This window comes from Methanoculleus thermophilus, from assembly GCF_001571405.1.
Taxonomy (GTDB): Archaea; Halobacteriota; Methanomicrobia; order Methanomicrobiales; family Methanoculleaceae; genus Methanoculleus; species Methanoculleus thermophilus.
This window is the reverse complement of sequence record NZ_BCNX01000003.1, coordinates 215815-241602: the sequence shown is the minus strand read 5'-3', so window position 1 is coordinate 241602 and position 25788 is coordinate 215815. Positions and strand designations below refer to the sequence as shown.

Annotated in this window: 26 protein-coding genes; 20 read left to right on the top strand and 6 right to left on the bottom strand. The window is 56.3% G+C overall.

The window, feature by feature from the left end; genetic code table 11:
* Nucleotides 1–371: 371 nt before the first annotated feature.
* Nucleotides 372–656 (top strand): UPF0058 family protein, encoded by a 285-nt coding sequence (locus MCUTH_RS01290; protein ID WP_066954334.1) that lies wholly within the window; start codon nucleotides 372–374, stop codon nucleotides 654–656.
* 67 nt (nucleotides 657–723) lie between these two features.
* Here MCUTH_RS01290 and MCUTH_RS01285 read toward each other — a convergent pair whose 3' ends face one another.
* Nucleotides 724–1518, bottom strand: coding sequence for an ATP-grasp domain-containing protein (locus tag MCUTH_RS01285; protein ID WP_066954330.1), 795 nt, complete (start codon nucleotides 1516–1518; stop codon nucleotides 724–726).
* Nucleotides 1519–1616: 98 nt separating this feature from the next.
* Between MCUTH_RS01285 and MCUTH_RS01280 the strand changes: the two genes are divergently transcribed.
* The 11 genes from MCUTH_RS01280 (at nucleotide 1617) to MCUTH_RS01230 (ending at nucleotide 9628) form a co-directional block, all read left to right on the top strand.
* On the top strand, nucleotides 1617–2096 hold the full coding sequence (locus MCUTH_RS01280; RefSeq protein WP_066954327.1) for a hydrogenase maturation protease: 480 nt from the start codon (nucleotides 1617–1619) through the stop codon (nucleotides 2094–2096).
* Between the two features lie 169 nt (nucleotides 2097–2265).
* The gene (locus tag MCUTH_RS01275) at nucleotides 2266–2826 is read left to right on the top strand and encodes a hypothetical protein (RefSeq protein ID WP_224732752.1); all 561 of its coding nucleotides are present in this window, start codon (nucleotides 2266–2268) and stop codon (nucleotides 2824–2826) included.
* A 25-nt stretch (nucleotides 2827–2851) separates the two neighbouring features.
* The gene (locus MCUTH_RS01270; protein ID WP_066954321.1) at nucleotides 2852–3364 is read left to right on the top strand and encodes a hypothetical protein; all 513 of its coding nucleotides are present in this window, start codon (nucleotides 2852–2854) and stop codon (nucleotides 3362–3364) included.
* A 40-nt stretch (nucleotides 3365–3404) separates the two neighbouring features.
* The gene (gene minD / locus MCUTH_RS01265) at nucleotides 3405–4190 is read left to right on the top strand and encodes a cell division ATPase MinD (RefSeq protein ID WP_066954319.1); all 786 of its coding nucleotides are present in this window, start codon (nucleotides 3405–3407) and stop codon (nucleotides 4188–4190) included.
* Between the two features lie 200 nt (nucleotides 4191–4390).
* Nucleotides 4391–4633, top strand: a complete 243-nt coding sequence (locus tag MCUTH_RS01260) for a 4Fe-4S dicluster domain-containing protein (protein WP_066954316.1) — start codon at nucleotides 4391–4393, stop codon at nucleotides 4631–4633.
* Nucleotides 4633–5196, top strand: coding sequence for a hydrocarbon binding protein (contains V4R domain) (locus MCUTH_RS01255; protein ID WP_066954313.1), 564 nt, complete (start codon nucleotides 4633–4635; stop codon nucleotides 5194–5196). The genes MCUTH_RS01260 and MCUTH_RS01255 overlap by 1 nt, the downstream gene beginning before the upstream one ends.
* A 9-nt stretch (nucleotides 5197–5205) precedes the next feature.
* Entirely contained in the window at nucleotides 5206–6123 is a 918-nt protein-coding gene (locus tag MCUTH_RS01250) for an NADH-quinone oxidoreductase subunit B family protein (RefSeq protein ID WP_066954310.1), read from the top strand.
* Entirely contained in the window at nucleotides 6120–7487 is a 1368-nt protein-coding gene (locus MCUTH_RS01245) for a Ni/Fe hydrogenase subunit alpha (protein ID WP_066954307.1), read from the top strand. The genes MCUTH_RS01250 and MCUTH_RS01245 overlap by 4 nt, the downstream gene beginning before the upstream one ends.
* 9 nt (nucleotides 7488–7496) lie before the next feature.
* Nucleotides 7497–7844 carry a roadblock/LC7 domain-containing protein gene (locus MCUTH_RS01240; protein ID WP_066954305.1) on the top strand — a complete coding sequence of 116 codons (348 nt, stop codon included), beginning with the start codon at nucleotides 7497–7499 and terminating at the stop codon, nucleotides 7842–7844.
* Nucleotides 7845–7848: 4 nt separating this feature from the next.
* The gene (locus MCUTH_RS01235) at nucleotides 7849–8520 is read left to right on the top strand and encodes a roadblock/LC7 domain-containing protein (protein ID WP_066954302.1); all 672 of its coding nucleotides are present in this window, start codon (nucleotides 7849–7851) and stop codon (nucleotides 8518–8520) included.
* Between the two features lie 169 nt (nucleotides 8521–8689).
* Nucleotides 8690–9628 (top strand): ornithine cyclodeaminase family protein, encoded by a 939-nt coding sequence (locus MCUTH_RS01230; RefSeq protein ID WP_066954299.1) that lies wholly within the window; start codon nucleotides 8690–8692, stop codon nucleotides 9626–9628.
* A gap of 224 nt (nucleotides 9629–9852) precedes the next feature.
* Here MCUTH_RS01230 and tes read toward each other — a convergent pair whose 3' ends face one another.
* The gene (tes, locus tag MCUTH_RS01225; protein ID WP_066954296.1) at nucleotides 9853–11322 is read right to left on the bottom strand and encodes a tetraether lipid synthase Tes; all 1470 of its coding nucleotides are present in this window, start codon (nucleotides 11320–11322) and stop codon (nucleotides 9853–9855) included.
* 138 nt (nucleotides 11323–11460) lie between these two features.
* Here tes and MCUTH_RS01220 point away from each other — a divergent pair, with 138 nt between their 5' ends.
* Genes MCUTH_RS01220 through argF form a run of 4 tightly spaced genes read left to right on the top strand, consistent with a single transcriptional unit; the run spans nucleotide 11461 to nucleotide 14712 of the window.
* Nucleotides 11461–11961, top strand: coding sequence for a CDP-2,3-bis-(O-geranylgeranyl)-sn-glycerol synthase (locus MCUTH_RS01220; RefSeq protein ID WP_066954706.1), 501 nt, complete (start codon nucleotides 11461–11463; stop codon nucleotides 11959–11961).
* Nucleotides 11955–12467 (top strand): orotate phosphoribosyltransferase, encoded by a 513-nt coding sequence (gene pyrE, locus MCUTH_RS01215; RefSeq protein ID WP_066954293.1) that lies wholly within the window; start codon nucleotides 11955–11957, stop codon nucleotides 12465–12467. Before MCUTH_RS01220 ends, pyrE begins: the two co-directional genes overlap by 7 nt.
* A gap of 26 nt (nucleotides 12468–12493) precedes the next feature.
* Nucleotides 12494–13786 carry a phosphoribosylamine--glycine ligase gene (purD, locus tag MCUTH_RS01210; RefSeq protein ID WP_066954702.1) on the top strand — a complete coding sequence of 431 codons (1293 nt, stop codon included), beginning with the start codon at nucleotides 12494–12496 and terminating at the stop codon, nucleotides 13784–13786.
* Nucleotides 13783–14712 (top strand): ornithine carbamoyltransferase, encoded by a 930-nt coding sequence (gene argF, locus MCUTH_RS01205; protein WP_066954290.1) that lies wholly within the window; start codon nucleotides 13783–13785, stop codon nucleotides 14710–14712. The genes purD and argF overlap by 4 nt, the downstream gene beginning before the upstream one ends.
* Before the next feature lie 185 nt (nucleotides 14713–14897).
* Here argF and MCUTH_RS01200 read toward each other — a convergent pair whose 3' ends face one another.
* The gene (locus MCUTH_RS01200; protein WP_066954287.1) at nucleotides 14898–15131 is read right to left on the bottom strand and encodes a hypothetical protein; all 234 of its coding nucleotides are present in this window, start codon (nucleotides 15129–15131) and stop codon (nucleotides 14898–14900) included.
* Nucleotides 15132–15143: 12 nt separating this feature from the next.
* Nucleotides 15144–16640: a methanogenesis marker 14 protein gene (locus MCUTH_RS01195; protein ID WP_066954284.1), complete on the bottom strand. Its 1497-nt coding sequence runs from the start codon at nucleotides 16638–16640 to the stop codon at nucleotides 15144–15146.
* 473 nt (nucleotides 16641–17113) lie between these two features.
* Here MCUTH_RS01195 and MCUTH_RS01190 point away from each other — a divergent pair, with 473 nt between their 5' ends.
* A complete protein-coding gene (locus MCUTH_RS01190) occupies nucleotides 17114–17518 on the top strand; it encodes a pyridoxamine 5'-phosphate oxidase family protein (RefSeq protein WP_066954282.1) in 405 nt (134 codons plus the stop codon).
* 9 nt (nucleotides 17519–17527) lie between these two features.
* Here MCUTH_RS01190 and MCUTH_RS01185 read toward each other — a convergent pair whose 3' ends face one another.
* On the bottom strand, nucleotides 17528–18715 hold the full coding sequence (locus MCUTH_RS01185) for an argininosuccinate synthase (RefSeq protein WP_066954278.1): 1188 nt from the start codon (nucleotides 18713–18715) through the stop codon (nucleotides 17528–17530).
* Nucleotides 18716–19320: 605 nt separating this feature from the next.
* On the opposite strand from MCUTH_RS01185, the gene MCUTH_RS01175 reads away from it, so the two are divergent.
* The 3 genes from MCUTH_RS01175 to MCUTH_RS01165 all read left to right on the top strand — a co-directional run bounded on the left by MCUTH_RS01175 (nucleotide 19321) and on the right by MCUTH_RS01165 (nucleotide 22515).
* A complete protein-coding gene (locus tag MCUTH_RS01175) occupies nucleotides 19321–20406 on the top strand; it encodes a quaternary amine ABC transporter ATP-binding protein (protein ID WP_273258490.1) in 1086 nt (361 codons plus the stop codon).
* Nucleotides 20393–21235 (top strand): ABC transporter permease, encoded by an 843-nt coding sequence (locus MCUTH_RS01170; protein WP_066954269.1) that lies wholly within the window; start codon nucleotides 20393–20395, stop codon nucleotides 21233–21235. The genes MCUTH_RS01175 and MCUTH_RS01170 overlap by 14 nt, the downstream gene beginning before the upstream one ends.
* A 404-nt stretch (nucleotides 21236–21639) precedes the next feature.
* The gene (locus MCUTH_RS01165; protein ID WP_066954267.1) at nucleotides 21640–22515 is read left to right on the top strand and encodes a glycine betaine ABC transporter substrate-binding protein; all 876 of its coding nucleotides are present in this window, start codon (nucleotides 21640–21642) and stop codon (nucleotides 22513–22515) included.
* 101 nt (nucleotides 22516–22616) lie between these two features.
* Here MCUTH_RS01165 and carB read toward each other — a convergent pair whose 3' ends face one another.
* Nucleotides 22617–25787, bottom strand: coding sequence for a carbamoyl-phosphate synthase large subunit (gene carB / locus MCUTH_RS01160; RefSeq protein WP_066954264.1), 3171 nt, complete (start codon nucleotides 25785–25787; stop codon nucleotides 22617–22619).
* Nucleotide 25788: the final 1 nt, after the last annotated feature.

Genomic DNA, 25788 nt, shown 5'->3' with positions numbered 1-25788 from the left:
GGACTTCGCCAAAACCGGGATCCGGACCCGGTGACGGCACGGCATTCCAAAGTTCATAACAAGCCCCTCATCTTATTGTGCCGTGCCCAAGATGACTGCTGACGCGCCGGATACCGGCCACATATTTTTTGAAATGTTCACGCGGCAGGTTGCAGCCGATTGCGCGATGCTGCCCAGTTGATGGAACGTATCTGTTGGGGGCAAGACCGATGCCTCCCCTGTCCATCGAGAGCATACCCCCGAGTGTCTCTGTTTACCTTGAAGATCCTCGTGGAGGAAGCGAATAGATAGATCTATATATCAGACTGGGATTATCTGGGGTGCAAATTTATATATGTTTATATTCACTATTTTTATTTCCGGGAGAGAATATGCACAAGGATGAGTTAATAGCCTTACATGGGATTCTTACAGAGATTAAGGATTTTTTTGAGATGACGAATCCAGAGTTAAAATTCTCGCAGTATTATGCGCTGAAGATTGAGCCGTCTCAGGTGCATAAAAGCAAAATGGAACATAAATATGCAATATTCGTGCTCAGAACGGAACTTGCGAACGCCATGAAGGATGTGGAGTTCTCGTCATCCGGGAGGATCTCTGCCCGGATGAAGGAACTTGCAGAGAAGACTCTCAAAGAGATCGAGTATCTCCAGTAAGAGTTTCCGGTACCCACGTGGTGCCGCTGCGAAGTTTGGGTAGGGGTCTTCCCCTTCCCTGCTCTCCTCAGGCCCGCATCGTGCGCTCACATTGGATGAGGTACGCGGCGAGCAGGCTCGGGATGGGTGCGGCCATGCAGTGCCAGTTCGGCGTCCCGTTCACTTCAAGAACCGTATAGCCCTCCCTGTCCCGCAGCAGATCAACACCACAGTAGTCAATCCCGATTGCCGATGCCGAAGCCTCAGCAACGGTGCGCATCTCCTCATCGATCGGAACAGGTGTGCCGATCCCGCCCTGGTGAATATTGTGCGTCAGGCTATCGGATACCCTGGTTATTGCGCCAACGGCCTCTCCCCCGAGGACAAAAACGCGGAAGTCCCGGTCATTGGGAATGTACTCCTGTAAATACCAGGGCCCCGGCCCGAGATCGTCCGGCGTCGTCACGAGCCGGATCCCATTCCCGTCATACCCATAAACCGGCTTATACACCACTTTTCCATGCCGCAGAAGGAATTTTTGCGCCTGTTCCTCCGAGCGTATGTATGCGGTCTCCGGCGTTCTTATCCCATGGCGCAGAAGAAGGGCAGACGTCATCACCTTCGATGCGCAGGTAACAATACTCTCGGGCGTGTTGACCACGCGATTATCGAGCGAGAGCACGTTTAGCGTCTCGAATTGGTGACCATCCTGGCGGATTCCGCAGACCCATATAAGTTCGTCCTGAATCCCCGTATCAAGGGGATCGATTGCGTCGAGATTGAGGACACGGTATCGCGCACCGGCTTTCTCCAGTTCCCGCATAACAGCACCGGTCGAGTTATCTTCCGGCGTATCGGTCGGTTTTGGTACGATGTGGATCATACGCTTCACATCCTGCTCCCGGGACCACAGCTCACAGTCAAAGGTCTCTTCAGTATCATTTTGAACCTTACTGGATATAATCGATAGGGGCGAAGATTATGAAAAAGAACCGGATTGCCATCATAGGATGTGGAAACCCCTTCATGGGAGATGACGGAGCAGGAATTCTGGTGATGCAATACTTTGAAGGGAGAGATGCTGCCGGTATCGACGCCATCGATGGTGGATCCGGGGGAATGGGCTTGATCCCTCTGATGGAAGGATACGAGAAGGTCGTGATTGTCGATGCAATGCAGGGTATCGGCGACCATATTGGCGATGTCCGTGTCCTCAAGGTGCCGCCGTCCTGGGATCTTCCGATATGCGCGCTCCATGATATCGGGATTGGAGAGGTGGTAGCAATAGCCCGTGAACTCGGGTATGTCGCAGAGATTGTGGTGGTTGGGATTGAGGTGGGCGAGATCCGCGCATTCAGTCAGGAGATGGACCAGGCAGTCAAAGCAGCGATCGAGGTTGCCAGGCAAGAGATAGAAATGATCCTGCGGGATTGGGCTGATCCGGTAGACAACGTTTCTTAATACGTTTAAATGTAACTATAAGCGATATACACATCATAACAATATAGAAATCTATAAATAATATGATATATGTTAATAGCACTGAGCTGAAGAAGTCTTTATGCAACTGCCACGAGGTCGGTTCCATCGTCTTCTCAAGTCCACGAAATCCCGTGCCCTGATAGAAGAGATGGGCTCAGAACGGTTCACCGGGATCTGCACAATCGTCCTTGGCAGTAAGAGTCTCATCCTGGTGCTGAATGAAGGTCAAGTGGTGCTTGCCGAATACGGGGGCCTGAAAGGGCAGCATGCACTTGATATGGCGTTAGAGGACGGAGATAGCGAAGCAGCGGCTGAATTGAACACCCTGACACCCGAGCAGATTCAACTTGCTCTGGAGTTCAACAAACCGTTTGCAGTCGCTGATAGCGGTAAAGATCTGGAAACCCCGCCGTCTAAAGGCAGGTCCGTGAGGATGAAGTCTCAGATGGGGCCAGGGAGAGTTGATATGCCTTCCATGCCAAAACGTCGCCCGGAGCCGCTCGTTGAGAGACGCGGTATCCCCACGCCGGGATTAAAACCCGTAAAAGAGGCGAAGGACCCTCAACCTGAGAGCGATGAGATCAGCATGCTCATGCAGGACATGGAGAGCCTAGACATTGACCAGCTCGTCAGCGATTTCAGGGTGAACTGCAAGGATATTCTCCGGAAAATTCACCTCGATCACCTCATCCAGGACAAAGACACATGAAGATTTGGCAGGAGATGAAGACTGAATGGATCCGATAGGCATCATCCAGGTAATCCTCACGATCATTACAGCAGTGATGATAGTTGGATTCGCCGGCATTCTTTACTTCCTTCAAAGAATTGATCGGGCGCTCGCCGGCGAACAACAAAGAATCGCCGCAAGTGGTAAAGCGACGTTTGCGCAACCGGCGCAAGCGCCCGCCCGGACCCAAAAAGAGTTCGATCCCAAGGCGATTGGAAGCCTGGAGGAACACCTGAGGGCGATCGGTGAAAAGTATCGCCTTGCCTCCTTAACGCTGGCAACCTCAGACGGCCTCCTCATCGGTTCAACGAGGTCTGGAGCACAGGACGAGGCCGCACAGTATAGTTATCTTTACACGCAGGGAACGCTTCGCGATGAGACCGGAGCGGAACTTTTTGACATCCCACACCGGGGAGAGAAGGTGATCGGGATCGCTCGTCCTTCGGAGCGCCTCCCTGCCGATTTGATGAGCGCACTCAAACAAGACGCCCGCGACGCCTTACAGCGCTGGGTGTAGGTCATCAGAATTGGAGAACTCAAAGCCAACGAGTGATTCTATGGTAAAAGTATATACAATTGCGTCCGGTAAAGGTGGGACCGGCAAAACGACGGTCACAGCCAATCTGGGACCGATGCTTGCCCAATATGGGAAGAGGACATGTATCCTGGATGCTGATGTAGGGATGGCAAATCTCGGCCTCATTCTAGGACTTGAGCACCTGCCGGTGACTCTGCACGAGGTGCTGGCTGGAAAAGCACGCATCAGAGATGCCATCTACGACGGGCCGTTTGGTGTGAAGGTGGTCCCATGCGGCCTCTCTCTGCAGGGCTTTCAGCAATCAAATCCAGACCGGCTAAAAGATGTCATGACCGACCTCGTGAGTGAGTTCGATGTTCTCATCCTGGATGCTCCTGCGGGGATCAGCAGAGACGGCGTCATCCCGCTGACGATCGCCGACGGGGTGATCCTCGTTATAAACCCCGAGATCTCCTCAATTGTCGACTCGTTAAAGACGAAGATCCTAACCGAGACTGTCGGTGGGCACGTCCAGGGAGTGATCGTCAACCGGGTCGCCGGGGGCGGGGACGAATTCAATCGTGCACAGATGGAGAAACTCCTCGGTGTACGGGTGATCGGGATCATACCGGAAGACGGAAACGTTCGACGTGCCTCGGCCGGCAGGTCGCCGATCGTGGTGAAATATCCAAATTCTGATGCGTCACGGGCTTTCAAGCGGATCGCCGCCGATATCGCCGGCATTGAGTACGTCGAAGAGGAGGTGCCAGCGCCACGTGAGGGGTTTGTTGATCGGCTCGCCCGGGCTCTCTTTAGGGCGAAGTAACGAGTCGCTTCCATCTGTATCAGGGAAGCGGTTCAATCATTTTGAAATAAATTTTTATCAGAACTGAATATCAGAAAAAATCGATAAAAATTGATGAAATTACATATTCTGCATGGAAAATTTGTTTACTAAATGGAATAAATCATATATAACCATGTTTTAATATCGGAAGCGATAACCACACTTTCAGAGGCGCACAAATGGATATACGTGTGGATAAGGACGCATGCGTCGGGTGCGGTCTTTGCGTCAAAGATTGCCCGATGCATGTGTACGAACTCCTGAACAATGTGAGTGTTCCGGTCAGGCCGAATAACTGTATGGGGTGCCTGTCCTGCCACGAGATCTGCCCTGCCCAGGCACTCGAGCATCGGGGCATCTACCCGGCTCGAAGGCACTATATCGACATCAAAGTCTGCGAGATGCTTCGGAAGGTGATCTGATGAGTGCAGGCTACGTCGATGAGCTGCACGAGGCTTTTCACTCCGATCTCGTCTATCGTGCCGAGGAGATCCCGCTTGAGTGCTCGCCGCGGCCGAAGGACCTGGAACAGACGCTTCACGGCGTGATGAAACTCAACGGTCTTGTGATCCGGTCGCTGGAAGAGATCGCAGGGCGAGGAGCGAACGCAGTCACCTATCGTGCCGGGAAGAAGTTCGGCCATGAGGTGGCCAAGTACTTCCAGAAACGCGATGACGTGGAGGGAGCGCTCCATGAACTCTCCGACCTGCTGCGGGGCCAGTACTCCTTTGAGATCTGGAAGCCCGAAGATAAGGAGACGTTCATCATCGAAGAGAACGGAGAGACGTTCATCTATCTCGTCTTCCACGACTGCATCGTCCGCCAGACTCTCCGGCGCAACGGCCTCGATCAGGGCGGTCCGCTCTGCCAGACGCTCTTTGGCTACGTCGTCGGCGCAATCGAGGAGATCACCGGCAGGAGAGCCAAGTTAGAGATCGTTCATACCGGTCCGAATGCCTGCTTAAAGAAACTGATTTTAAAATGAGGTGGAAGGATGAAAATTGCTATTGAGGAGCTGGCAGGCTGCTCGGGATGCACGATTGCAGTGCTCGATCTCCACGAGATGCTCCTTGACATCGTCAAGGACGCTGACATCGTCTACTCTCCGGTGATCATGGATGTAAAAGAGCCACCTGAGGGTATTGACATAGCATTCGTGACCGGCGCTGTCCGAAACGCGGAGAACCAGGAACACCTCGAGAGGATCCGGAGGCGGGCAAAGACGCTGGTGGCGTTTGGGACCTGCGCCTGCTATGGCGGCATATCGGGTCTCTCAATGCTGAACTCAAACGAGGACCTCTTCTCCTGCGTCTACCAGGGTGTGGATACGGTGAAACCTAACGGCGCTATCCCTACGGATGTGCCGCCGTTCCTTTACCGGGCGTTTGCGGTGGGCGACCTCGTGAAGGTTGACTACTATATCACGGGCTGCCCGCCAAAAGAGGCCTTCTTAAAGCAGATCATCCCGGCGATGATCAAGGGGGACACCCTTGAACTCTCGCGCAAGTCCGTCTGCTCCGAGTGTGACCGGATCATGGGGCCGGTCGAGGGCTGGAAGCTTTCGCGGCGACACGAGGGTATTCCCGACCGCGAGCACTGTCTCCTCGGACAGGGCTACTTGTGCCTAGGGAGCGTCACCTTCGGGAGGTGTTCCGCGGCGTGCCCGAAGAACAACGTCCCATGCCATGGGTGCAACGGACCGTCGCTCGATATTCTCCGCGAACCCTGCCGGGATATCTACAGCATGATGGTGCGCAGGATATCGGATCTCACCGATAAGCCTGCAAAAGAGGTGGAGAAGGAACTCTACGATGTTGCCCATACGATGTATGCCTTCACCATCGGGAGCCTGATCATGGAGGACAAAGAGAACTCAAAGATACGGGACCTCGTTAAGGAGAGGAGCGTATGAAAGAGATCACGATCAGCCCGGTGACCCGGATCGAGGGGCACGCCGGTGTGAAGATCTTCCTCAACGACCAGGGAGAGGTTGATTCGGCTCACTTCCAGGTCGTCGAGCTCAGAGGGTTTGAGAAGTTCCTCATCGGCGCTGCAATCGAGGAGGCCCCCCGGATCACCCCCCGCATCTGCGGCATATGCCCGTCGGCGCATCACCTGGCGGCGGCGAAAGCGACCGATCAGATCTTCGGCGTGGAGCCGCCCGCGACCGGGAAGAAGCTCCGCGAGCTCCTCAACATCGGCCAGTTCGTCCACTCTCATGCGCTTCACTTCTTCATGCTCGCCGCCCCGGACTTCATCCTGGGCTACGACGCCCCGGTGGAGAGCAGGAACGTCATCGGGCTGGCCCGTCAGTCGCCGGAACTTGCGAAGAAGGCAATCGCGGTCCGGAAGTTCGGCCAGCGCCTGACGGAGGGCGTCGGCGGCAAGCCCATCCACCCGGCAAATGCTATTCCAGGAGGGATGTCGGCACCGCTCACCGAGGGCAAGAGGGCGGAACTGGCTGGCATGGCTAAAGAGGCGCTCGAAATCGCCCTTGAAGGCTGGGATATCGCCCGCACCCTCCTTGACGGCGTCGATACGGAGATCGGTGCTGTCAGGACCGGGTTTATGGGTATGAGCAAACACGGCCTTCACTCAACCTACGAAGGGCCCGTCGCGATGCTCGGGCCCGATGGGGGGAGGATCGGTTCGTTCTTCGGCGAGGAGTATCCGAACTTCATCGAGGAGTATTCGGAGGACTGGTCGTACCTGAAGTTCGCCCGGTTCAAGGGCGGTGACTACTACCGGGTCGGGCCGCTCGCCCGGCTCAACATCGTCGAGAGGATGGGCACAGAGCACGCTGATGCCGCCCTCAAAGAATATCGTGAGCGGTTTGGCGCCGTCACCCAGGCTGCGCTCGCCTATCATCTGGCTCGCTACATTGAGTTCGTTGCTTCGTGCGAGCGGGCGGTGGAACTGCTCTCGGACCCCGGTATCACTGCATCGGATACCCGGACTCCGGTAGGAGGGGTCGTGAACAGGCGGGGCGTCGGGATCATCGAGGCTCCACGGGGGACCCTGATCCACGACTATACCGTCAACGAGGCCGGCATCATAGAGCGGTGCAATCTCATTGTAGCGACCTGCCAGAACAACTACGCGATCGACCGCGGTGTGGAGGATATGGCACGCCGGGTGGTGGAGAACGGAGCACTGACCGAAGGAGCCGCAAACCGCATCGAGATGATCATCAGGGCGTATGACCCCTGTATCTCATGCGCAACCCATGCGATCGGGCGTATGCCTCTCCGGATCGAATGCGTCAGACGAACGTGAGGTGAAAGAATGTTAAAACAGATCCTGAGTGAATTCTTAAGACTTGATGGCGTTACCGCCGCAGTCGTAGCTGGGCGGGACGGTTTTGTGATCGAGAGTGTCGTTGCCGGGGACGTGGATGTCGAGGCCCTGGGCGCCATGGCCTCGACCGGCATGGGTACTTCCGAAGCGATGAGCAACGAACTCGGCAAAGGGGAGATGCACCAGATGCTCATCGAACTGGAGAACGGACCCATCCTCCTCGCTCCGCTCACTGAGGACGAATTGATCGCCATCGTGGCGAATGCGAACGTCAATGTCGGGCGGATCCGATACGAGCTGAAGAAGAATAAGGATCGTATCATCGCTGCACTGTGAGACGATGCTACCCGATGGCGTCTCACTCGGGCGGATACAAGGGCCTCTTTCGGCCCTTGCCTCCATCAATCCTCACTTCACGGGAGCGGTGCGAATTGATGGCCCCTCCGGGACCGGCTTTATCCTGACAGAGGATGGAAACCCGTATGCGGCGGCATTTGAGAGCGCCGACGGCGATCTGTCGCTCGGTGGAGACGATGCCTACAGGCACCTGATCAGCCAGACGTCCCTTGATTACGAACTCATCGCGTATACCGCAAGAGAGATCGAGGTTGCCCGGGCCACCTCGCGAGAGATGGGGTATATGGTCAACAGGAATGATCTCATGCCCCTTCCCGGTTCCGGGCCGATGAGCAGGGACGGTCTTGAGCAGATCGCACGTCAGCCGGGTGTCGTTGCCGTCTCGGTCTTTCACGAGGGATTTCCCCTTCAGTCGCTCGGCTCTGCCGACTTTGAGCAGGTGGCTGCGATCGCCGAGGACTTGCTTCGGGCCGGCACCCGGATAACCGGCGATATGGAGATGGGGCACCTATCGCAGATGATCCTTGAGACCCCAGCAGGGAAACTTATCATCGCACCCTACGGGGATCTTGCCCTCTGCATACTCGCAGAGCCTGACGCCAACCTGGGCTTGATCCGGCTCTCGATACGGGGCGTGCAGGGCGGGCGAATCTGACGATTGTGTTTGGGGTTCCTCCCCCACATTAGACTTTTTTGCATCCAGGTTAATCATCCCGGAGTATGGAGAGGATCTCTATGCATCTCTCTACCGCACCGCAATCTCTACCTGCGGCAACCCATCCCGGATGGAGGATTTGGCCACCTTGCCGCGAGGTGATCGCGAAATGAAGTACTACCCGGTTCAGTCTGGATATCCGCCGTACCCCGCAGTAAATCTGGCAATTGAAGCGGTTTTTGCTGAGCACGGGAGAGGTAACGTTCAGATGCCGCCTAAGGTCTACGTGACGTTTGTTGAGAGGGGGGACTTTAGGACGATGCCGGCCTACCTTCCTGCGCTCGGAATTGCCGGAGTCAAGATCGTCAACGTTCACCCGCACAACCGGGCGCGAGGACTTCCTACCGTGATGGCGCTCACGGTGCTCATCGACGTGGAGACCGGTATGCCGAAGGCGCTTGTCAACGCCACCGAACTTACGGCAATGCGTACCGGGGCGGCGGGAGCTGTCGCGGCAAAGCACCTCTCACCCTGGGATTCCGTCAGCCTGGGCGTCATCGGAGCCGGACGGCAGGCGGAGGCGCTTGTCGATGCGACGGCTGCAGCGCTCAAGATCGAGGAGATCCTGGTCTGGAGTCAGACGGAGAAGAGTGCAGAAGCGTTTGCTACCAAATATTCCGAATACAATGCTCGTGCCGTCTCGATTGAGCGCGCCTGTGACTGCGACGTGCTATTTACGACGACACCGTCGACCAAACCGATCGTGAAAGCCGACTGGATCCGCGAGGGGACGCATATCAATGCCATCGGCGCGGATGCTCCCGGCAAACAGGAGCTGGATCCTGCGCTCCTGCTAAAATCTGAGGTTTTCGTTGACGATCTCGGTCAGGCGGTTCACTCTGGAGAAGTGAACGTCCCGATCAGCACCGGGATCTACAATGCGGCGCAGATTGCGGGAACCCTCGGCGAGGTGGTTATCGGAAAGATTGGGCGGTCGTCTCCTGAAGCGATCACGATATTCGATTCCACAGGGCTTGCCATACAGGACCTCGCCATCGCTGCTCTCGTCGTGCGGGAGGAGGACGGATACGAACTGCCGTTCCCCTGACTGGCGCCAGTTAAGTCCGCTCACCGGCCCCGGGTGGTCATCGGCGATCTGTGTCTTGTGATATGCGCGCTGCTCTAGCCGGTACCAAAACTCGCAACTTTTTCCTGAAGGCACCTATGATTGAGCACGCCACGCCCGGAACAGCCGACGAAGCGGCCTCCTGTAATCTAAAAAAAGCGGTCCTGGGAAGGATCATCGAGCCCATCCCAGCGTTTATTTGAGTGTTACTCGTCTTTCTGGGGTTGTGCGAAGGCTTTCCAGACCTTTTCTCGGTAGATGGGACCACTGTTGTATGTGCAGAACGGGATCAGACGGCCGTCTGGAGTCGCGTAGTGGATACAGCAGCGCTCCACCCGGGAGAGGTCGTAGTTGTAGTTGTCCATGAAGTGCATCGTGCCGATGAAGAGGGCATTCCAGTGGAACTCTCGCAGGGCCTCGAAGTTCTGCATCACGAGCGTCTTTCCGATCAGTTTCAGGAACTCCCCGGTATTCTTCTGTTCCGCCTTCCTCGTTGAATTGTAGAGATCCTTGACGCCCTCGACGAGGGTCATATACTTATTCAGCGACCCGCCTTTCGAGAGTTTCGTCTTCATCTTCTCGACCGACTCAAAGAAGGCATCGACATCCACCATCTTGTTAATCGGAACCATTCCCTCATCAGTGACGAAGACGTACGTCGCTGCTCCGCAGTGCTGGTGCGTGGTGAACGTGACCTGGGGTTTGCCGGTATATGCCTCAACGAGTTCGGAGATCGGGACGACACAGGGCACAGGATAGAAGTAATCTTTCTTGATAACGCCGCCTGTCTGCTCCTCGATCCGCTCTGTAAGTTCCGGGATGGTTATCCGCTCTTTCCTGACGTCATCCTCACTCGCCGCCCCGGTGAACGCCACCGGCTGGAAGTTGACACCCCGGATGGTCTTGATATGCTCTGCTGCATATCTGATGATGTCGCCCACCTCATGGTCATTTCTGCCCTTGATGACCGTGGGCACCAGCACCACTCCCAGACCGATCTTTTCGCAATTTTCTATGGCACGCTTGTCGCTTGCGATCTTTGTATTGGTCTCTTTGGTTATGCCGTCAAAGTGCAGGTAGACTGTGGAGAGTCCCGCCTCTTTCAACACTCTGGCGTAATCAGGCTCTTGCGCAAGCCGAATACCGTTTGTCGCGATCTGAACCTGATACAGCCCAATCTCTTTCGCCTTTCTGATGAGGTCGGGGAGATCCTCACGCAGCGTCGGTTCACCGCCTGAGAACTGGACGGCTGGTGTGGGGACGGGTTTCTCCTCGCGCAGCATGCGGAGCATTCCGACAACCTGATCATAGGTTGGCTCGTAGACGAAACCACATGCTCGGGCATTTGCAAAGCAAAAGTCGCAATTGAGGTTGCACCGGTTTGTCAGGTCAATGTTTGCAAGCAACGTCGTTGACCGATGATTCTGACAGACACCGCAGTCGTGAGGGCATCCTGCGGGGGACGTGGTCGTCTGCGGGTTTAAAAGTCCTTTCCCGATACGCTCATAGGCGTCGAATCGCTTGTACATCTCCGCGTCCGACCAGTAGAGGGCCCGGTACATGCCGTGCTCAGAGCAGGTACGGACCAGCCAAACCTTTCCCTCCTCCTCAACAATCTCGGCGTCGAGCACGCGACCACATGTTGGGCAGAGGCTCTTTGTCTTTTTTATTAGCATTCTCTCACCGTGCCCATCTTTCCGTATCTCATACTTCGACACTTTAATCTTTATATTTACTGATTATACTGAACATTGACGATTGTTAATACGGACATGGGATACTGGGTCATAGCGCTATTTGCGGCGTTATGGGCTATGCTTCCGGCATATGTGCCGAATTCAGCGGCTGCAGTCTTCGGCGGCGGGACCCCAATCGACTTTGGTAAGACATGCGGTGATGGCAGGCGAATCTTCGGCGACGGTAAGACCTACCGAGGATTCTTCGGCGGTGTACTCTGTGGGGTGCTGGTCGGTCTCATACAGATCTGGGCGTGGAGAGCATTTGACCTGACAGCTCTTCCCCACCAGACCATCCTCTCCGTTACGCTGCTTTCGTCAGGCGCGCTCCTTGGCGATCTTGCCAAGAGCTTCCTGAAGCGGAGGCTGGGCAAGGAGCGGGGCGAGTCCTGGTTCCTGGCCGATCAGTATGACTTAGTTATCGGTTCCTTTCTGCTCATCCTCCTGATTTACCCCCAGTGGTTGTTCGAGAATATTACCTTACCCATTGCAGTCTGGATCATCATCATGACACCTCTGCTTCACCGAATAGTGAACATTATCGGCTACTACATCGGAGTTAAAGACGTACCATGGTAAACCCAATCGCGAAACTGTTGATTGAGAGCAGGGCTATCGAGTTCGGGGACTTTGTCCTCGCGTCCGGAGCCAGAAGTTCTTATTACATCGACATCAAAGCTGCAACAACAAATCCTACGGTTCTTGCAGCAATCGGAGAAGCCATTGCCAAAGATCAGGAGTTTGATACGGTGGCTGGAGTGGCCGTCGGTGCTGTCCCGATTGCTGTCGCCGTCTCGCTTGCAAGCGGGCGACCCTACGCAATCATCAGGAAAACGGAAAAGGATCACGGCAAGGCCGGGACGATCATCGGCGACGTGAGCGGCAAAAACGTACTGCTCGTTGAGGATGTGACCACATCCGGAGGAAGCGCCCTCTATGGGATTGAAGCGCTGCGTGCCGCAGGCGCCCATGTCGACCGGGTGGTGACCGTTGTTGACCGGGAAGCGGGCGCTGATAGGGCGCTTGCTGAAATTGGCGTATCGCTTATGGCGCTTGTGCGGGTCAGTGAGCTACTGAACGGATAAACATTTTTTTCGAGCAGGCGAATATGATGGATATGAAAGTACTCGTTGTAGGTGGTGGTGGCAGAGAGCATGCGATCACCAGGGCGCTTTCCTGCAACAGGGACGTGAGAATATTTTCTGTTATGGCACGCAAGAATCCGGGAATATTCCGGATTGCAGAGCGAACGCTCCTTGAAAAAGAGACCAATATTCAAGAGATAATACGGTTTGCCACCGAGAACGCGGTTGACGTTGCGGTCATCGGGCCAGAGGCGCCCCTTGAAGCAGGTATCGTCGATGGTCTTGCGGCGGCAGGGATACCGTCTCTCGGACCGACGCGTGCCGCGGCCCGGATTGAAACCGATAAAGCGTTCTGTCGCCGGCTGATGGAGCGGCACGGGATCGAGGGATGTCCTGAATACCAGGTCTTCCACGACCCCGAGGAGGCTGGGCAGTTCATCGAGACCTACAACGGCGATCTCGCCATTAAGCCGATCGGCCTGACCGGGGGGAAGGGTGTGTGGATCATGGGCGAGCACGTCGATGCAGCGGGTGCTATTGAGTACGTCCGGGAGATCGGCGGAAACGTCGTGCTTGAGGAGCGGCTCATCGGGGAGGAATTCACCCTTCAGGCGTTTGTCGATGGCGAACACCTGGTGCCCATGCCGCTCGTGCAGGATCACAAGCGTGCATACGAGGGGGATGTGGGACCAAATACCGGCGGGATGGGATCATACTCCCTGCCAGACCACATGCTCCCCTTCGTCTCCCAGTCCGACTATGAGAAAGCACTCCAGATTATGAAGGATACAGTCGCTGCCATGCGCGCCGAAGGGACTCCGTACAAGGGGATCCTCTATGGCCAGTTCATGAACACCCGCGACGGTCCTAAGGTCATCGAGTTCAACGCCCGTTTCGGAGATCCTGAGGCAATGAACGTTCTCTCCCTCCTTGAGTCCGATTTCACCGAGATCGTCTATCATGTTACTGAGGGAAACCTCTCGCCGTCGGATGTCCGGTTTGCTCGTAAAGCGACGGTCTGCAAATACCTCGTCCCCGAGGGTTATCCGGCGGCCCCGGTAACAGGCGCGCCTCTCACCCTCGGGGATTACGGCGACGCTCTCCTATACTATGCAAATGTTGAGGAGCGGGACGGGACGCTCTACACCCTGACGTCACGGACGCTCGCGTTCGTCGGGAGGGGCGATACACTTGAGGAGGCTGAGGCGATAGCCGAGAAGGCGGCATCCTCCGTCGTTGGTCGTGTCTTCCACCGCAGGGATATCGGCACCCGTGAGATCCTCGAGAAGCGGTGCCAGCATATGAGGGAGATTGCATGAAAAGGGACTTCCTTTCGATCATCGATATCGACAAAGACGAACTGGAGAGTATCATCGCCGACGCAAAGCACCTGAAGCGGTTGAAGCGCTCAGGGACCGCGCACGAATATCTCAAAGGAAAAAGCCTTGCGATGATCTTTGAGAAGGCGTCCACCCGCACCCGGGTCTCGTTCGAGGTCGGGATGACCGATCTCGGCGGCCATGCACTCTTCCTGAACCCGCAGGATATGCAGCTTGGGCGTGGTGAGGAACTCCGGGATACGGCACGAGTACTTGCCCGCTATGTCGATGCCGTGATGATCCGTGCCTACAGTCACGCCACCATCGAGGAGTTCGCCCGTTACTCGACTGTCCCGGTCATCAACGGGCTCTCCGACCGGCTGCACCCCTGTCAGGTTCTGGCTGATATAATGACCTTGAGCGAGCGGTTCCGGGACCTCCACGACTTAAAACTCGCCTGGATCGGGGATGGCAACAATGTATGCAACTCATGGATCCTCTCCTCGTCCCTGACCGGGATGGAGATTGTGGTCGCAAGCCCCAAGGGCTACCAGCCAAAAGATGCGATCATCGAGCAGGCGCGGGCGCGGGGCAGCCGGGTCAGCGTCGTCACGGATCCTGCTGACGCAGTTAGGGATGCGGACATCCTCTACACCGATATCTGGGTCTCCATGGGCGATGAGCAGGAGCGTGCGGAACGCCTGCGGGCCCTCAAGAACTATACAATAGACTCCCGCCTTCTTGAACTGGCGTCACCCGATGCTCTCGTGATGCACTGCCTCCCTGCCCACCGGGGCGAGGAGATCTCCGATGAGGTGATGGAAGGGCCGCAGAGCATCGTCTGGGACCAGGCTGAGAATCGGCTCCATGCACAGAAGGCTCTCCTGGTGCGGCTGATTGCCGGCGAAATGCCGAAGACGGATTAAACCATCTCGCGACCGCTCCACCCGCAAGTTCAACGGGGTGGAGTCGATCCTGGATACCCCTGATCTGTTGCCGCGGATCCCTGATTGAACCCGGCCGCAGACTTTTTTTTGAGAGGTGAACACAATAACCCGGGACTATATCCTAGCCGGGTAATCCCGGTGCAGCGATTCAAAAAAAAGTGTATTTATTCCGCGATGAACTCTTTGAGTTGCTCAAAGAGGTATTTTTGCACCTCTTCGACGACCTCTCTCTTGCCGCGGAATGCCAGTAACTCCCTCACATCCCCGTCCATATTTGCAAACGATAGTCTCTGCGGCCGCCGGACCACTTCAACGTCGTACTTCTCGACGACATCGTAGATCATCTTCCTCGGCACGCCCGGGGGGACAAGCAGATCAAACAGTTCTTCATCAGCCATTGCTACCAGATCCTACTTTCCTATTTTGATCCGGCGGGACATAATACATGGCCCTCCCCGGACTCCGCCGAGCGGGGCCTTGGGTTTACCGAGAGAGTTCATACACCGCCCCATCAGCGCCGCTCCCCGGGCAAGACCATCGTCTACAAAGACCAGGTGGTCGTTTGGGTTATCATAGAGGTTCCGCTCCATGATCCCCTCGAGGATATACTCGGGTTTTCTCCCAGAGATTGCCGCCCTTCCGGTGAATCCGATCGATGAGTTCGGTGGGACCATTCCCTTCTCGACGGCAACATCGATGAGCCGGAGCGCCATCCTCGCACAGACCCTGTCAACGACCTCGGCCAGCATTCCCGTGCCGTGCTCCTGGTAGATCTCATGCCCGATCTCCTCGAGCACGGGCATATCGCTGCCGTTGACACCGCAGTCACACCCGATGAGAGCGACGCCCGACTTGTCGGCTACGTCGGCACAGACCGGGACCCGCCCAAACCTCGTCCTGTCGGGTGGAACGATGCGAATATCGATATGCTCGTGGCACCGATCGACGTACTCCTCGACGATGGAGCGTTTCCGGCCTCCGAATGCGCCCTTGATGCTGTGGTCGCCAAAGAGGTCGAGGGCTGTTCCAGTCCGCTCCTTCACAAGCCCGGTTCCACGGACGATCGAGTCGGGGATGGCGCCGGCAAGCCCGCAGAAGTTCCCGATCGTCTGGGCGAACGGGTTCGGATCGTCCGGGGCGACATCGCTCGTGATCCGGCCATCCAGCGTGGTCCCGAAGTCGATCGATATGCAGGGATTCCGGAAGTCGACCGGCGTCCACTTGGCCCCCTCCTTGATGCCTGCCATCGCGAGTTCCCCTTCCATCTCGTTTGCAACCATCTCAACGCCGGTGCACCCTACCGGCGGCACCACGCCAGCGACGGCACCGACAAAGACCAGTTTATCTGCAAACGAGTACGGTCGGAGTTTCGGGGGGAGGTTGTCGATCGACATCGGCGGCGTCATCTTCCGCGGAGGGACCCCCGCCGCAAGACAGCCGTTCGCAAGAGCGATGATGAAGTCCCCGACCTGGTCCGGGGAGTCCATCGCCGCCACAACGCCGGTGCTCCTGACGACGAAGTCGAGATCATCCTTGATACTCAGGTGTGCCTCGTTGTGGCACTGGATCAGAGTATCACGCACCAGTTCCGTGACCGACTCCCTTGTTAACTTCGTGCCGTCCAGAGTCTCCCCAAAGATCGTCTCACCCGGCTTTGGGGGTCGGACGTCGCGGCTCATAGTCACGGTCTTGTTGATGATATACGATCTGCCCGTCTCGAGGTTCGTGCCGGTCAGGATGCACTTGGTCGTCGTATTGCCCATCTCGACGGATGCCACGATAAAATAGGGCTTCACCCGGTACTCGGGAACACCTGCACCCGCTCCATGGGAGATAGATGGTGGAGGGGGGCTCTCGACGATATGCGGAGTAGGTTTGAAAAAGCGCTCCAAAAATCGGGCACACATAGTAGTTTTTTTCCCGTCTCTTACTTTATATCTTTCCATGCCCGCATACGGTATCGGGACTCAGAAAAGATAAGCCGCTCAAAGGATCTCTTGATCCGGGCCAAGGAACAGGACGATGGCATTTTATGGAGTGTTTGCAGAATTTGCTGGATTCGCCAGTCAGAGGCGGGTGTAGTCAAGCATAACTTCAGGTCTGCTTAAACTCCTCCCTATGCAGCCTTCGCGCCCTCGTTGCACCTGAATCGTTCACTACGCCCACTATCGACTCACAAAACGGCGCAAAAGACGTGGTATTTACGATTGAATGATTCTGTTGTACTCTGAAAATGCAAAACTCGCGCGATTGTTAACCATACTCCACATGACGACGCCATTGGCAGAGGTGTTATATACGCACAGCACGGATAACCAGACTATCGGACGGGTTGAGGCACCCCGCCGTGCCCGATCCGCCCCCCAGGATGGTGAATCGCATGGTTGCGCTTTCAGGCGAAGTTAAGGAGATATTTACAAAGACCAAAGTCATGCCGATGGCCACTGCTTCAAAGAGCGGCGTCCCGAACGTGGCGCCAATGGCATCGATCCAGCTCGCGGCCGACGACACAATCTGGATTATGGATAATTACATGGTAAAGACGCTTGAAAACCTCAAAGAAAATCCTCTTGTTGCTCTCTACTTCTACGACCAGGACTCCAAACGGTGCTTCCAGATAAAAGGCTCAGCCGAGATCCGGACCTCCGGCCCGGAGTACGAAAAGTTCCGCGATCAGATGAAGGCAAAGAACGATAAGTTCCCGGCGAAGTCCCTCATCATCATCAAGATCACCGACGTCTTCGAGTGCACGCCGGGAAAAGAGGCGGGGAAGAAGGTGCTGTAAGCACCTCTCTCAGCACTTCTTGAGGTTTTTGAGCAGGCGTGCCTGCAGTCCAAAGAAATGCGAGAACCCAACAGCGTAATTCTGATCGATCGTCTTCGAGTCGAAGGAGACCAGATCGTCTGAGTAGAGCGCGGCATCCGAACTCCGACCGAGGACCTTGACGCTGCCTTTATAGAGACCGACGTCCACGGTGCCGTTCATCCGCTCCTGCGTTGTATCGATGAATGCGGTTAAAGCGTGGAAGAGCGGCTCGTGCACAAGCCCCATATAAGCGAGTTCGGACCACTTGTCGTCGACGATATGCTTGAACGCGAGTTCCGAACGGGTCAGGACGAGGTGCTCGAGGTCCCGGTGCGCGGCAAGGAGAACGGTTGCGGCCGGGTGTTCGTAGATCTCGCGGGCCTTCAAGCCCAGGATCCGGTCCTCGACCATGTCGTTGCGGCCGACGCCGTTTCTGCCTGCAATCTGGTTCAGCTCCCGGATCAGGGCGATGCCGGGGAGCCTCTTGCCGTTGAGGGCAACCGGGACACCTTTCTCGAACTCGATCTGAATCTCTTCCATGGTATCCGGGGCGTCTTTTGGCGATACAGTCCAGGCGTAGATCTCCTCGGGCGGGTGGAAGGCCGGATCCTCGAGTTTGCCTCCCTCTATGCTCCGGCTCCAGCAGTTCTCGTCGACACTGTAGGGCTTCTCCTTTGCTACGGGAACCGGAATGTTGTGCTCCTGTGCATAGCAGATCTCCCACTCGCGTGTCAGGTTCATCTCCCGCATCGGTGCGATGATATCGTAGCCTGCGGACCGGAAGATGAAGTCAAAACGGAGCTGGTCGTTTCCTTTTCCGGTACAGCCGTGTGCAATCTTCGAGGCGCCTTCCTGCTGTGCGACCTTTACGATCTCCTCGGCAATCAGCGGGCGTGCGAGCGCCGTGCCCATCGGGTAACCCTCATACGACCCGTTCGCTTTTATCGAGGGGAAGATACAGTCGGATATAAACTTCTCTTTGGCATCGATAGTGTAGTGCTTGTCCGCGAGCATCTGGCCTTTCTCTGTTGCCCGGACGATCTCCTCCTCGGGCTGGCCAACGTCGACTGCGACGGTTATGATCTCATCGAATCCATAGTGCTCGCGCAGGAGGGGGATACAGACGGAGGTATCGAGGCCTCCGGAAAATGCAAGGACGACTTTTCCCTTTTCCATGGTACTGATCTCCGCGTTCTTGATCTCAGTCAGTCAGACTGTCTGGAGTAATCTACAATTGTATGACCTTTCACACAATAAAAGAAATGGTATGGACGGGCACACTGGGTGGAATCTGAGCCTTTTTCAGTATCTCTTGGGGCTCGGGGATATCTGGGAGTATGTGCCTGAGGGGTATAGATGAGCCTGCCTAGGCATCAGGATCCTATTGCGCGACTGGGACTTCCAGTGCAGATGAGCGAAAGTTCGGAATCTGGGAAAATGGACATAATATGAGGAATAATTCTCAAACTGTGAGTGAATTACGGAATGGCGCTCATGATTATATTCTATCTCAAAAAACTCCAAAAAATGGCGTAAAAATAAAAATAATTCTGAATATAGAGTCTTTTGGATAAACAAAAATTATAAAATAGATGAAATAGTAATTGTGAAAACTGGAGGGTTTCGTTATTTTTGAAAAGTTACCCGTAGGGGACACAAAATTATTACAACCAATAATCAGCGTCAGAGATCTGACCAAAGTATTCGGTGAGAATCCTGAAAAAGTGCTGGCACTCCATCGTTCCGGACGCTCAAAACAGGAGATTTATGAAGAGACAGGTATGACGCTGGCCCTCAATAATGTCTCGTTTGAGGTTATGCCGGGCGAGACATTCGTCCTGATGGGGTTGTCCGGGAGTGGAAAATCAACGCTTCTGCGCTGTATCAACCGGCTCATCGACCCAACTGAGGGCGAGGTATGGATCGACGGCAAAAATATTGTCGAGATGAACCGCGAGGAACTCCGGGAGATCCGGCGGCGGAAGTTGGGTATGGTCTTTCAGAACTTTGCTCTCCTCCCACACCGGACGGTCCTTGATAATGTCGCTTTTGGTCTTGAGATCCAGGGTGTACCGGTAGAAGAGCGCCGCAAGAAAGCCGAAGAAACGCTCAAATTAGTGGGACTCGGCGGTTATGGGGAAAGCATGCCCAGTGAACTCTCCGGTGGCATGAAGCAGCGTGTTGGGCTTGCCCGTGCCCTCACGAGCGACCCCGATATCCTCTTGATGGATGAGGCGTTCAGTGCCCTCGATCCCCTCATCCGCAGGGATATGCAGGATGAACTGCTCGATCTTCAGCAGCGGCTCAGCAAAACGATCATCTTCGTCACCCACGACCTGGATGAGGCTTTGAAGCTCGGCGACCGTATTGCCTTGATGAAAGATGGTGCGATCGTGCAGATCGGGACACCTGAGGAGATCCTGACGAATCCCGAGAACGCTTACGTCGAGAAGTTCGTCGCCGACGTCGACCTGACAAGGGTCCTCTCGGCAAGCGACGTGATGCGCCACCCCGAACCGGTCGCCCGGTGCACCGCGGGACCGAGGGTTGCCCTGCACCTCATGGAAGAGCACGATATCGGGAGCGTATTTGTGGTCGACCGCGATCGCCGCCTCAAAGGTCTCGTTACGCTCGAAGATACTCTCAAAGCAGTACGTGCGGGCAAGGGGCTTGAGGAGATCATCAACACCGAGATCCCGACCGTGGCGCTTGACACCCCACTTACCGACATCATATCAGTAATCGCCGGGAGTCCTTATCCTGTTGCGGTGGTTGATGACGAAAACAGACTTCGGGGATTAGTATTCCGGGGTGCCATACTCGCTGCCCTGGCACGAAAGGGGGAGGATATCAATGCAACTGCCTAAACTCCCTGTGGGAGATGCAATTGAAGCGCTCGTGGACTGGATCGAGCAGTACTTCGGCTGGTTGCTTGATGGGGTCAGTGATGCGCTCGGATTCCTCATCAGCGGACTGCAGGATCTCCTGCTCGCTATACCGGCGCCGGTCCTGATCGTCCTTGTAAGCGTGCTGGTCTGGTTCGTCACCCGGCGCGATATCAAACTGGCGGCACTCACGGCGCTCGGTCTGTTGCTGATCTGGAACCTCCAGCTCTGGAATCTCGCCATGCTCACCCTGGCGCTCGTCCTTGTCTCAACAGGTCTTGCGCTCGCGATATCGATCCCGCTCGGGATCGCGGCTGCAAGGAGTGAACCGCTGAATGCTGTACTCAGACCGATCCTCGACTTCATGCAGACGATGCCCTCGTTTGTCTACCTGATCCCTGCAGTGATCTTCTTCGGCCTCGGGAACGTGCCGGGGACCATCGCGACGGTCGTCTTTGCGATGCCGCCGGCGCTGCGCCTCACCAACCTTGGGATCCGACAGGTGCCCAAGGAGTTGATCGAGGTTGCGGATGCCTTCGGCTCAACACCCGGCCAGAAACTTCTCAAAGTGCAACTTCCGGTTGCTCTGCCCACCATCATGGCCGGGGTGAACCAGTGCATCATGCTTGCCCTCTCGATGACCGTCATCGCATCGATGATCGGAGCAGCGGGTCTTGGGTATCAGGTGCTTGTGGGCATCCAGCGGGTAGACATTGGTATGGGATTTGAGGCGGGGCTCGCTATCGTGATCATTGCGATCATCCTTGACCGGATCACCCAGAATCTTGTACCCCAGCACGAGAACCAGTGATCCATCTCAATATTATTTTTGAGGGGAACGGGAGGCTGGCTCATCTTCCGGCATTCATCGTCATATTGACCGAAGAGACGGCGGATGATCAGCGTATAATAGAGGGGATCGTCGTCATATCTCCGTTCAAATCTCGTTTCAAAAAGGCTTCATTCGCCAATCGGAACTCGTAAAACCTAAATAATGTTACATCTATATGTTGAATCGGTCAACATCTGGCCTTTTTGCCCTGGGGTGCAAGCAAGCCAGGAGTGGCATACTTCGCCACCTCTGCTTATGTCCAGACTGCTGGTAACTTGCTGCCAAGCTGGATTGTTTGTGAGAATCCGGAACCCCACACAAGCCGGATTCTGAACGCGATCTATTCGCTGAAAGCGAATAGATACCGATGTTGAGGTAAAATCATGAATCGAAAAACAGGAAACCTGCTCGCACTGACAGGTATTGTTCTGGTGCTCTGTCTCTTCTCTGCCGGTTGCACCGGCACACAGGCAACTGAGCCCAAGAAAGAGATCAGGATCGGCTATGTCACCTGGGACTGTGCCATCGCGAGCAGCAACGTGATGAAACTGGTCTTTGAGGAAGCAGGATACGACGTCGAACTGATTGCCGTCGATGCAGGACCGCTCTTCCAGGCGCTTGCAAGTGGGAGCGTCGACTTTACGACAACCGGATGGCTCCCCCACACGCATGAGCACTACTGGGAGCAGTACGGCGACCGGATCGATTATGTCAAGGAGAACATCCCCGGAGCGGCACGTATTGGGCTTGTTGTTCCGACCTACGTAACCATCGACTCGATTGAGGAGATGAACGGCGTGGCCGATCAGTTCGGCGGCAGGATCGTGGGCATCGAGCCTGGTGCGGGGATCATGACCCGGACCGAACAGGCCATCGATGAGTACGGCCTCAACTATGAACTGGTTGCAAGCAGCAGTGCCGGTATGGCAGCTGAGCTCTCCTCCTCCATCGAGCGCGAGAAATGGGTCGTGGTGACCGGGTGGTCGCCGCACTGGAAGTTCGGCCGCTATGACCTCAAGTTCCTCGATGATCCGAAGGGTGTCTACGGTGGGGCCGAGGATATCGTGACCCTCGCAAGACAGGGTCTCGCGACTGACGACCCGGAGGCTTATGCGATCCTCACCCGGTTTGAGTGGACCGGCGAGGATATCGCCACGGTCATGACCGATATCGCTGACGGCATGTCAGAAGAGGAAGCCGCACAGAAGTGGATTGATGCCAACCGCGACAAGGTTGATGCGTGGCTAGGGTACGCATAATCCTCCTTTTTTTGAGCAGAATCTTCCGGGATCTTTTCGTCCAGGTAGCTGATCCCAGAAACGGTGGATGAGAGCGATGAAAAAAAGTCTCCCGGGCCGGGTTACGCCAGCCCGTGGTAGTGCCCAAGCGGCTCGATGGTGATCTCCTCGCGCTTGATAGCATCAATCGCCATCGCAGCAGCGCGTGCCGCCTGAAGCGTGGTGATGTAAGGAATGCCGTAATCGACGGCCGCCCGCATGATCTGGATGTGATCCTGCCGGGACGCCTTATCTGCCGGGGTGTTGATGATCAACCGGATCCCGCCAGAGCGCATGACGTCGATGACGTTCGGTGATCCTTCCTGGACCTTCCGGACCAGATTCGCCTCAACGCCGTTCTGGGTGAGGAAATCGACCGTCCCGCTCGTACCATAGAGCGAGAGGCCGAGTTCCCGGAGCTTGCGCGCAATCGGGAGAAGTTCCTCCTTCTGATCGTCCGTCACTGATATGAAGATATTCCCGCTCGTCGGCAGGGTGTTGTCCGCAGCGGTGCTTGCCTTGTAGTAGGCGCGGCCGAAGTCGTAATCGATCCCCATCACCTCGCCGGTACTCTTCATCTCCGGCCCAAGGACGGTGTCGACGCCGGGGAGTTTGTTGAACGGCAGGAGCACTTCTTTCACCGCAACATGCTCGATCTTGGGCTCGACAATATTCATATCGGCAAGTTTCCGACCCACCATCACCTTCGCCGCAAGCTTCGCGAGGGGGATGCCCGTTGCCTTCGAGACGAACGGCACGGTCCGGCTTGCCCGTGGGTTTGCCTCGAGCACGTAGACGATGTCGTTCTGGACGGCATACTGGATGTTGATCAGCCCGACGACCCCGAGGCCGAGGGCAATCTTCCTTGTGTACTCCCGGACCCGCGCAATCACCGAGGGAGAGAGGGACTGCGGGGGGATGACGCAGGCCGAGTCGCCGGAGTGGACCCCGGCCCACTCGATATGCTCCATGATACCGCCGATCAGGACATCGGTCCCGTCACAGACCGCATCCACATCGATCTCGACGGCGCCCTGGAGGAAGGAGTCGATCAGCACCGGGTGTTTCCTGCTCACCCGGACAGCCTCTTTGATGTAACTCTCCAGTTCAGTCTCGTCGTGGACGAGTTCCATCGCCCGCCCGCCAAGGACATAGGACGGCCGAACCAGCACCGGGTAGCCGATCGATCGGGCAATCTCCCGCGCTTCTTCCTCCGAATGCGCAGAAGAGTTCGCCGGGCTCGGGATACCGAGCTGGTTGAGGAGATGGCTGAATCGGTCTCGGTCCTCCGCCACATCCATGGCATCGGGCGACGTCCCCAGGATCTTCGTCGAGAGACCGAGGCGTTTGATCTCCGCCTCCAGGGGCACGGCCAGGTTCACCGAGTTCTGGCCCCCGAACTGGACCATGACACCGTAGTAGTTATCCTTTTTGAGGACATTTACGACATCCTCAAGTTGCATCGGCTCAAAGAAGAGCCTATCTGAGGTATCAGCATCGGTCGAGACCGTTTCTGGGTTATTATTGATGATATGGACCTCGATCCCTTCCTCCTCGCGGAGCGCCATCACCGCGTGGACGGTGCAGTAATCAAACTCGATCCCCTGCCCGATCCGGATCGGTCCGGAACCGAGGATCAGGATCTTCTTCGCGTCGCTCCTGGTGAGTTCGCACTCATCTTCCCACGTTGAGTAGAAGTAAGGGGTTGTGGCCGGGAACTCTGCGGCGCAGGTGTCCACCATCTTGTAGGTCGGGGTTCCAGCGATGGCCTCGATCTCGGCGGCGGTCTTCCCCGTGAGTGCCTGCAGTTCTTCGTTTGAGAAGCCGTAACGCTTTGCAACCTGGATATCTCCGGGTTCAAAGGCATTCTTGAGTTTCCATTCGAGATCCACGATGTTCTTGATCTTCTCAATGAAGAACGGCGCGATGGAGGTGAGGTTAGCAATCTCCTCGACCGTGAACCCCTCCCGGATGGCATCAAATAGACAGCCGAACCGCTCGTCCGTCGGAGATGTAAGGATCATCCGGATCTCGCTCGGGTTCGTATGCCGCTGCATATCGGTATCGATCGACCGGAGCGCCTTCTTGAACGCCTCCTCGACCGTCCGGCCGATTGCCATCACTTCGCCGGTGCTCTTCATCGCCGTGGTGAGCGTCCGGTCCGCCGACTTGAACTTGTCAAACGGCCACCGGGGCACCTTTACCACCACGTAATCGATCGCAGGCTCGAATGACGCAGGGGTGACACCGGTCACGGGATTCATGATCTCGTCGAGCCGAAGCCCGATCGCGATCTTTGCTGCAACCCTGGCGATCGGGTAGCCGGTCGCCTTGGATGCGAGCGCCGACGATCGCGAGACCCGGGGGTTCACCTCGATGACCCGGTAATTGCCGTCGCGGTAGGCGAACTGGATGTTGCACCCGCCCTGGACGCCGAGAGCCCGGATAATCTTTATCGCGGCGGTTCGAAGCATCTGGAACTCATCATCGCGCAGGGTGAGGATAGGTGCAACGACGATGCTCTCGCCGGTGTGGATGCCCATCGGGTCGACATTCTCCATCCCGCAGACGATGATACAGGTATCGGCCGCGTCTCGCATCACCTCAAACTCGATCTCCTTCCACCCGGCGACGCTCTCTTCCACGAGGACCTGGTGGATCCGGGAGCGGGCAAGCCCTAACTCACAGATCCGCCGCATCTCCTCGGGTGTGTGCGCCACGCCGCCTCCCGAGCCGCCGAGCGTATATGCCGGCCTGATGATCGCCGGAAGACCAACTTCGCGAATAGCCTCGTCGATCTGGCTCATGCTCTCGAGGATCATGCTCCGGGGGACGGGTTCGCCGATGGCATTCATCAGGTCGCGGAACTGCTCCCGGTCTTCGCCGCGGTAGATTGCCTCGAGGGGTGTTCCGAGGATCTCGACGCCCTCAAGCGCACCCATCTCCGCGAGTTCTGCGGTCATGTTGAGAGCGGTCTGGCCGCCCATCCCGCTCAAGATTCCATCGGGCTTCTCTTTTTTGATAATCTTTGCAATGAGTTCGGCCTTCAGCGGCTCGATGTAGATAACGTCTGCAGTATCCGGGTCGGTCTGTATCGTCGCGGGGTTCGAGTTGACGAGGACGACCTCGACACCCTCCTCCCGGAGGGCGCGGCAGGCCTGCGAACCTGAGAAATCGAACTCGGCCGCCTGCCCGATCTGGATGGGGCCAGACCCGATGATGAGGACTTTTTTAATACGAGGATTCCTTGGCATG

Excerpts from the sequence above, each read along its gene's own strand:
- MCUTH_RS01290 (WP_066954334.1), top strand. The coding sequence starts at position 372 with ATGCACAAGGATGAGTTAATAGCCTTACATGGGATTCTTACAGAGATT.
- MCUTH_RS01285 (WP_066954330.1), bottom strand. The coding sequence starts at position 1,518 with ATGATCCACATCGTACCAAAACCGACCGATACGCCGGAAGATAACTCG.
- MCUTH_RS01280 (WP_066954327.1), top strand. The coding sequence starts at position 1,617 with ATGAAAAAGAACCGGATTGCCATCATAGGATGTGGAAACCCCTTCATG.
- MCUTH_RS01275 (WP_224732752.1), top strand. The coding sequence starts at position 2,266 with ATGGGCTCAGAACGGTTCACCGGGATCTGCACAATCGTCCTTGGCAGT.
- MCUTH_RS01270 (WP_066954321.1), top strand. The coding sequence starts at position 2,852 with ATGGATCCGATAGGCATCATCCAGGTAATCCTCACGATCATTACAGCA.
- minD (WP_066954319.1), top strand. The coding sequence starts at position 3,405 with ATGGTAAAAGTATATACAATTGCGTCCGGTAAAGGTGGGACCGGCAAA.
- MCUTH_RS01260 (WP_066954316.1), top strand. The coding sequence starts at position 4,391 with ATGGATATACGTGTGGATAAGGACGCATGCGTCGGGTGCGGTCTTTGC.
- MCUTH_RS01255 (WP_066954313.1), top strand. The coding sequence starts at position 4,633 with ATGAGTGCAGGCTACGTCGATGAGCTGCACGAGGCTTTTCACTCCGAT.
- MCUTH_RS01250 (WP_066954310.1), top strand. The coding sequence starts at position 5,206 with ATGAAAATTGCTATTGAGGAGCTGGCAGGCTGCTCGGGATGCACGATT.
- MCUTH_RS01245 (WP_066954307.1), top strand. The coding sequence starts at position 6,120 with ATGAAAGAGATCACGATCAGCCCGGTGACCCGGATCGAGGGGCACGCC.
- MCUTH_RS01240 (WP_066954305.1), top strand. The coding sequence starts at position 7,497 with ATGTTAAAACAGATCCTGAGTGAATTCTTAAGACTTGATGGCGTTACC.
- MCUTH_RS01235 (WP_066954302.1), top strand. The coding sequence starts at position 7,849 with ATGCTACCCGATGGCGTCTCACTCGGGCGGATACAAGGGCCTCTTTCG.
- MCUTH_RS01230 (WP_066954299.1), top strand. The coding sequence starts at position 8,690 with ATGAAGTACTACCCGGTTCAGTCTGGATATCCGCCGTACCCCGCAGTA.
- tes (WP_066954296.1), bottom strand. The coding sequence starts at position 11,322 with ATGCTAATAAAAAAGACAAAGAGCCTCTGCCCAACATGTGGTCGCGTG.
- MCUTH_RS01220 (WP_066954706.1), top strand. The coding sequence starts at position 11,461 with ATGCTTCCGGCATATGTGCCGAATTCAGCGGCTGCAGTCTTCGGCGGC.
- pyrE (WP_066954293.1), top strand. The coding sequence starts at position 11,955 with ATGGTAAACCCAATCGCGAAACTGTTGATTGAGAGCAGGGCTATCGAG.
- purD (WP_066954702.1), top strand. The coding sequence starts at position 12,494 with ATGGATATGAAAGTACTCGTTGTAGGTGGTGGTGGCAGAGAGCATGCG.
- argF (WP_066954290.1), top strand. The coding sequence starts at position 13,783 with ATGAAAAGGGACTTCCTTTCGATCATCGATATCGACAAAGACGAACTG.
- MCUTH_RS01200 (WP_066954287.1), bottom strand. The coding sequence starts at position 15,131 with ATGGCTGATGAAGAACTGTTTGATCTGCTTGTCCCCCCGGGCGTGCCG.
- MCUTH_RS01195 (WP_066954284.1), bottom strand. The coding sequence starts at position 16,640 with ATGTGTGCCCGATTTTTGGAGCGCTTTTTCAAACCTACTCCGCATATC.
- MCUTH_RS01190 (WP_066954282.1), top strand. The coding sequence starts at position 17,114 with ATGGTTGCGCTTTCAGGCGAAGTTAAGGAGATATTTACAAAGACCAAA.
- MCUTH_RS01185 (WP_066954278.1), bottom strand. The coding sequence starts at position 18,715 with ATGGAAAAGGGAAAAGTCGTCCTTGCATTTTCCGGAGGCCTCGATACC.
- MCUTH_RS01175 (WP_273258490.1), top strand. The coding sequence starts at position 19,321 with ATGACGCTGGCCCTCAATAATGTCTCGTTTGAGGTTATGCCGGGCGAG.
- MCUTH_RS01170 (WP_066954269.1), top strand. The coding sequence starts at position 20,393 with ATGCAACTGCCTAAACTCCCTGTGGGAGATGCAATTGAAGCGCTCGTG.
- MCUTH_RS01165 (WP_066954267.1), top strand. The coding sequence starts at position 21,640 with ATGAATCGAAAAACAGGAAACCTGCTCGCACTGACAGGTATTGTTCTG.
- carB (WP_066954264.1), bottom strand. The coding sequence starts at position 25,787 with ATGCCAAGGAATCCTCGTATTAAAAAAGTCCTCATCATCGGGTCTGGC.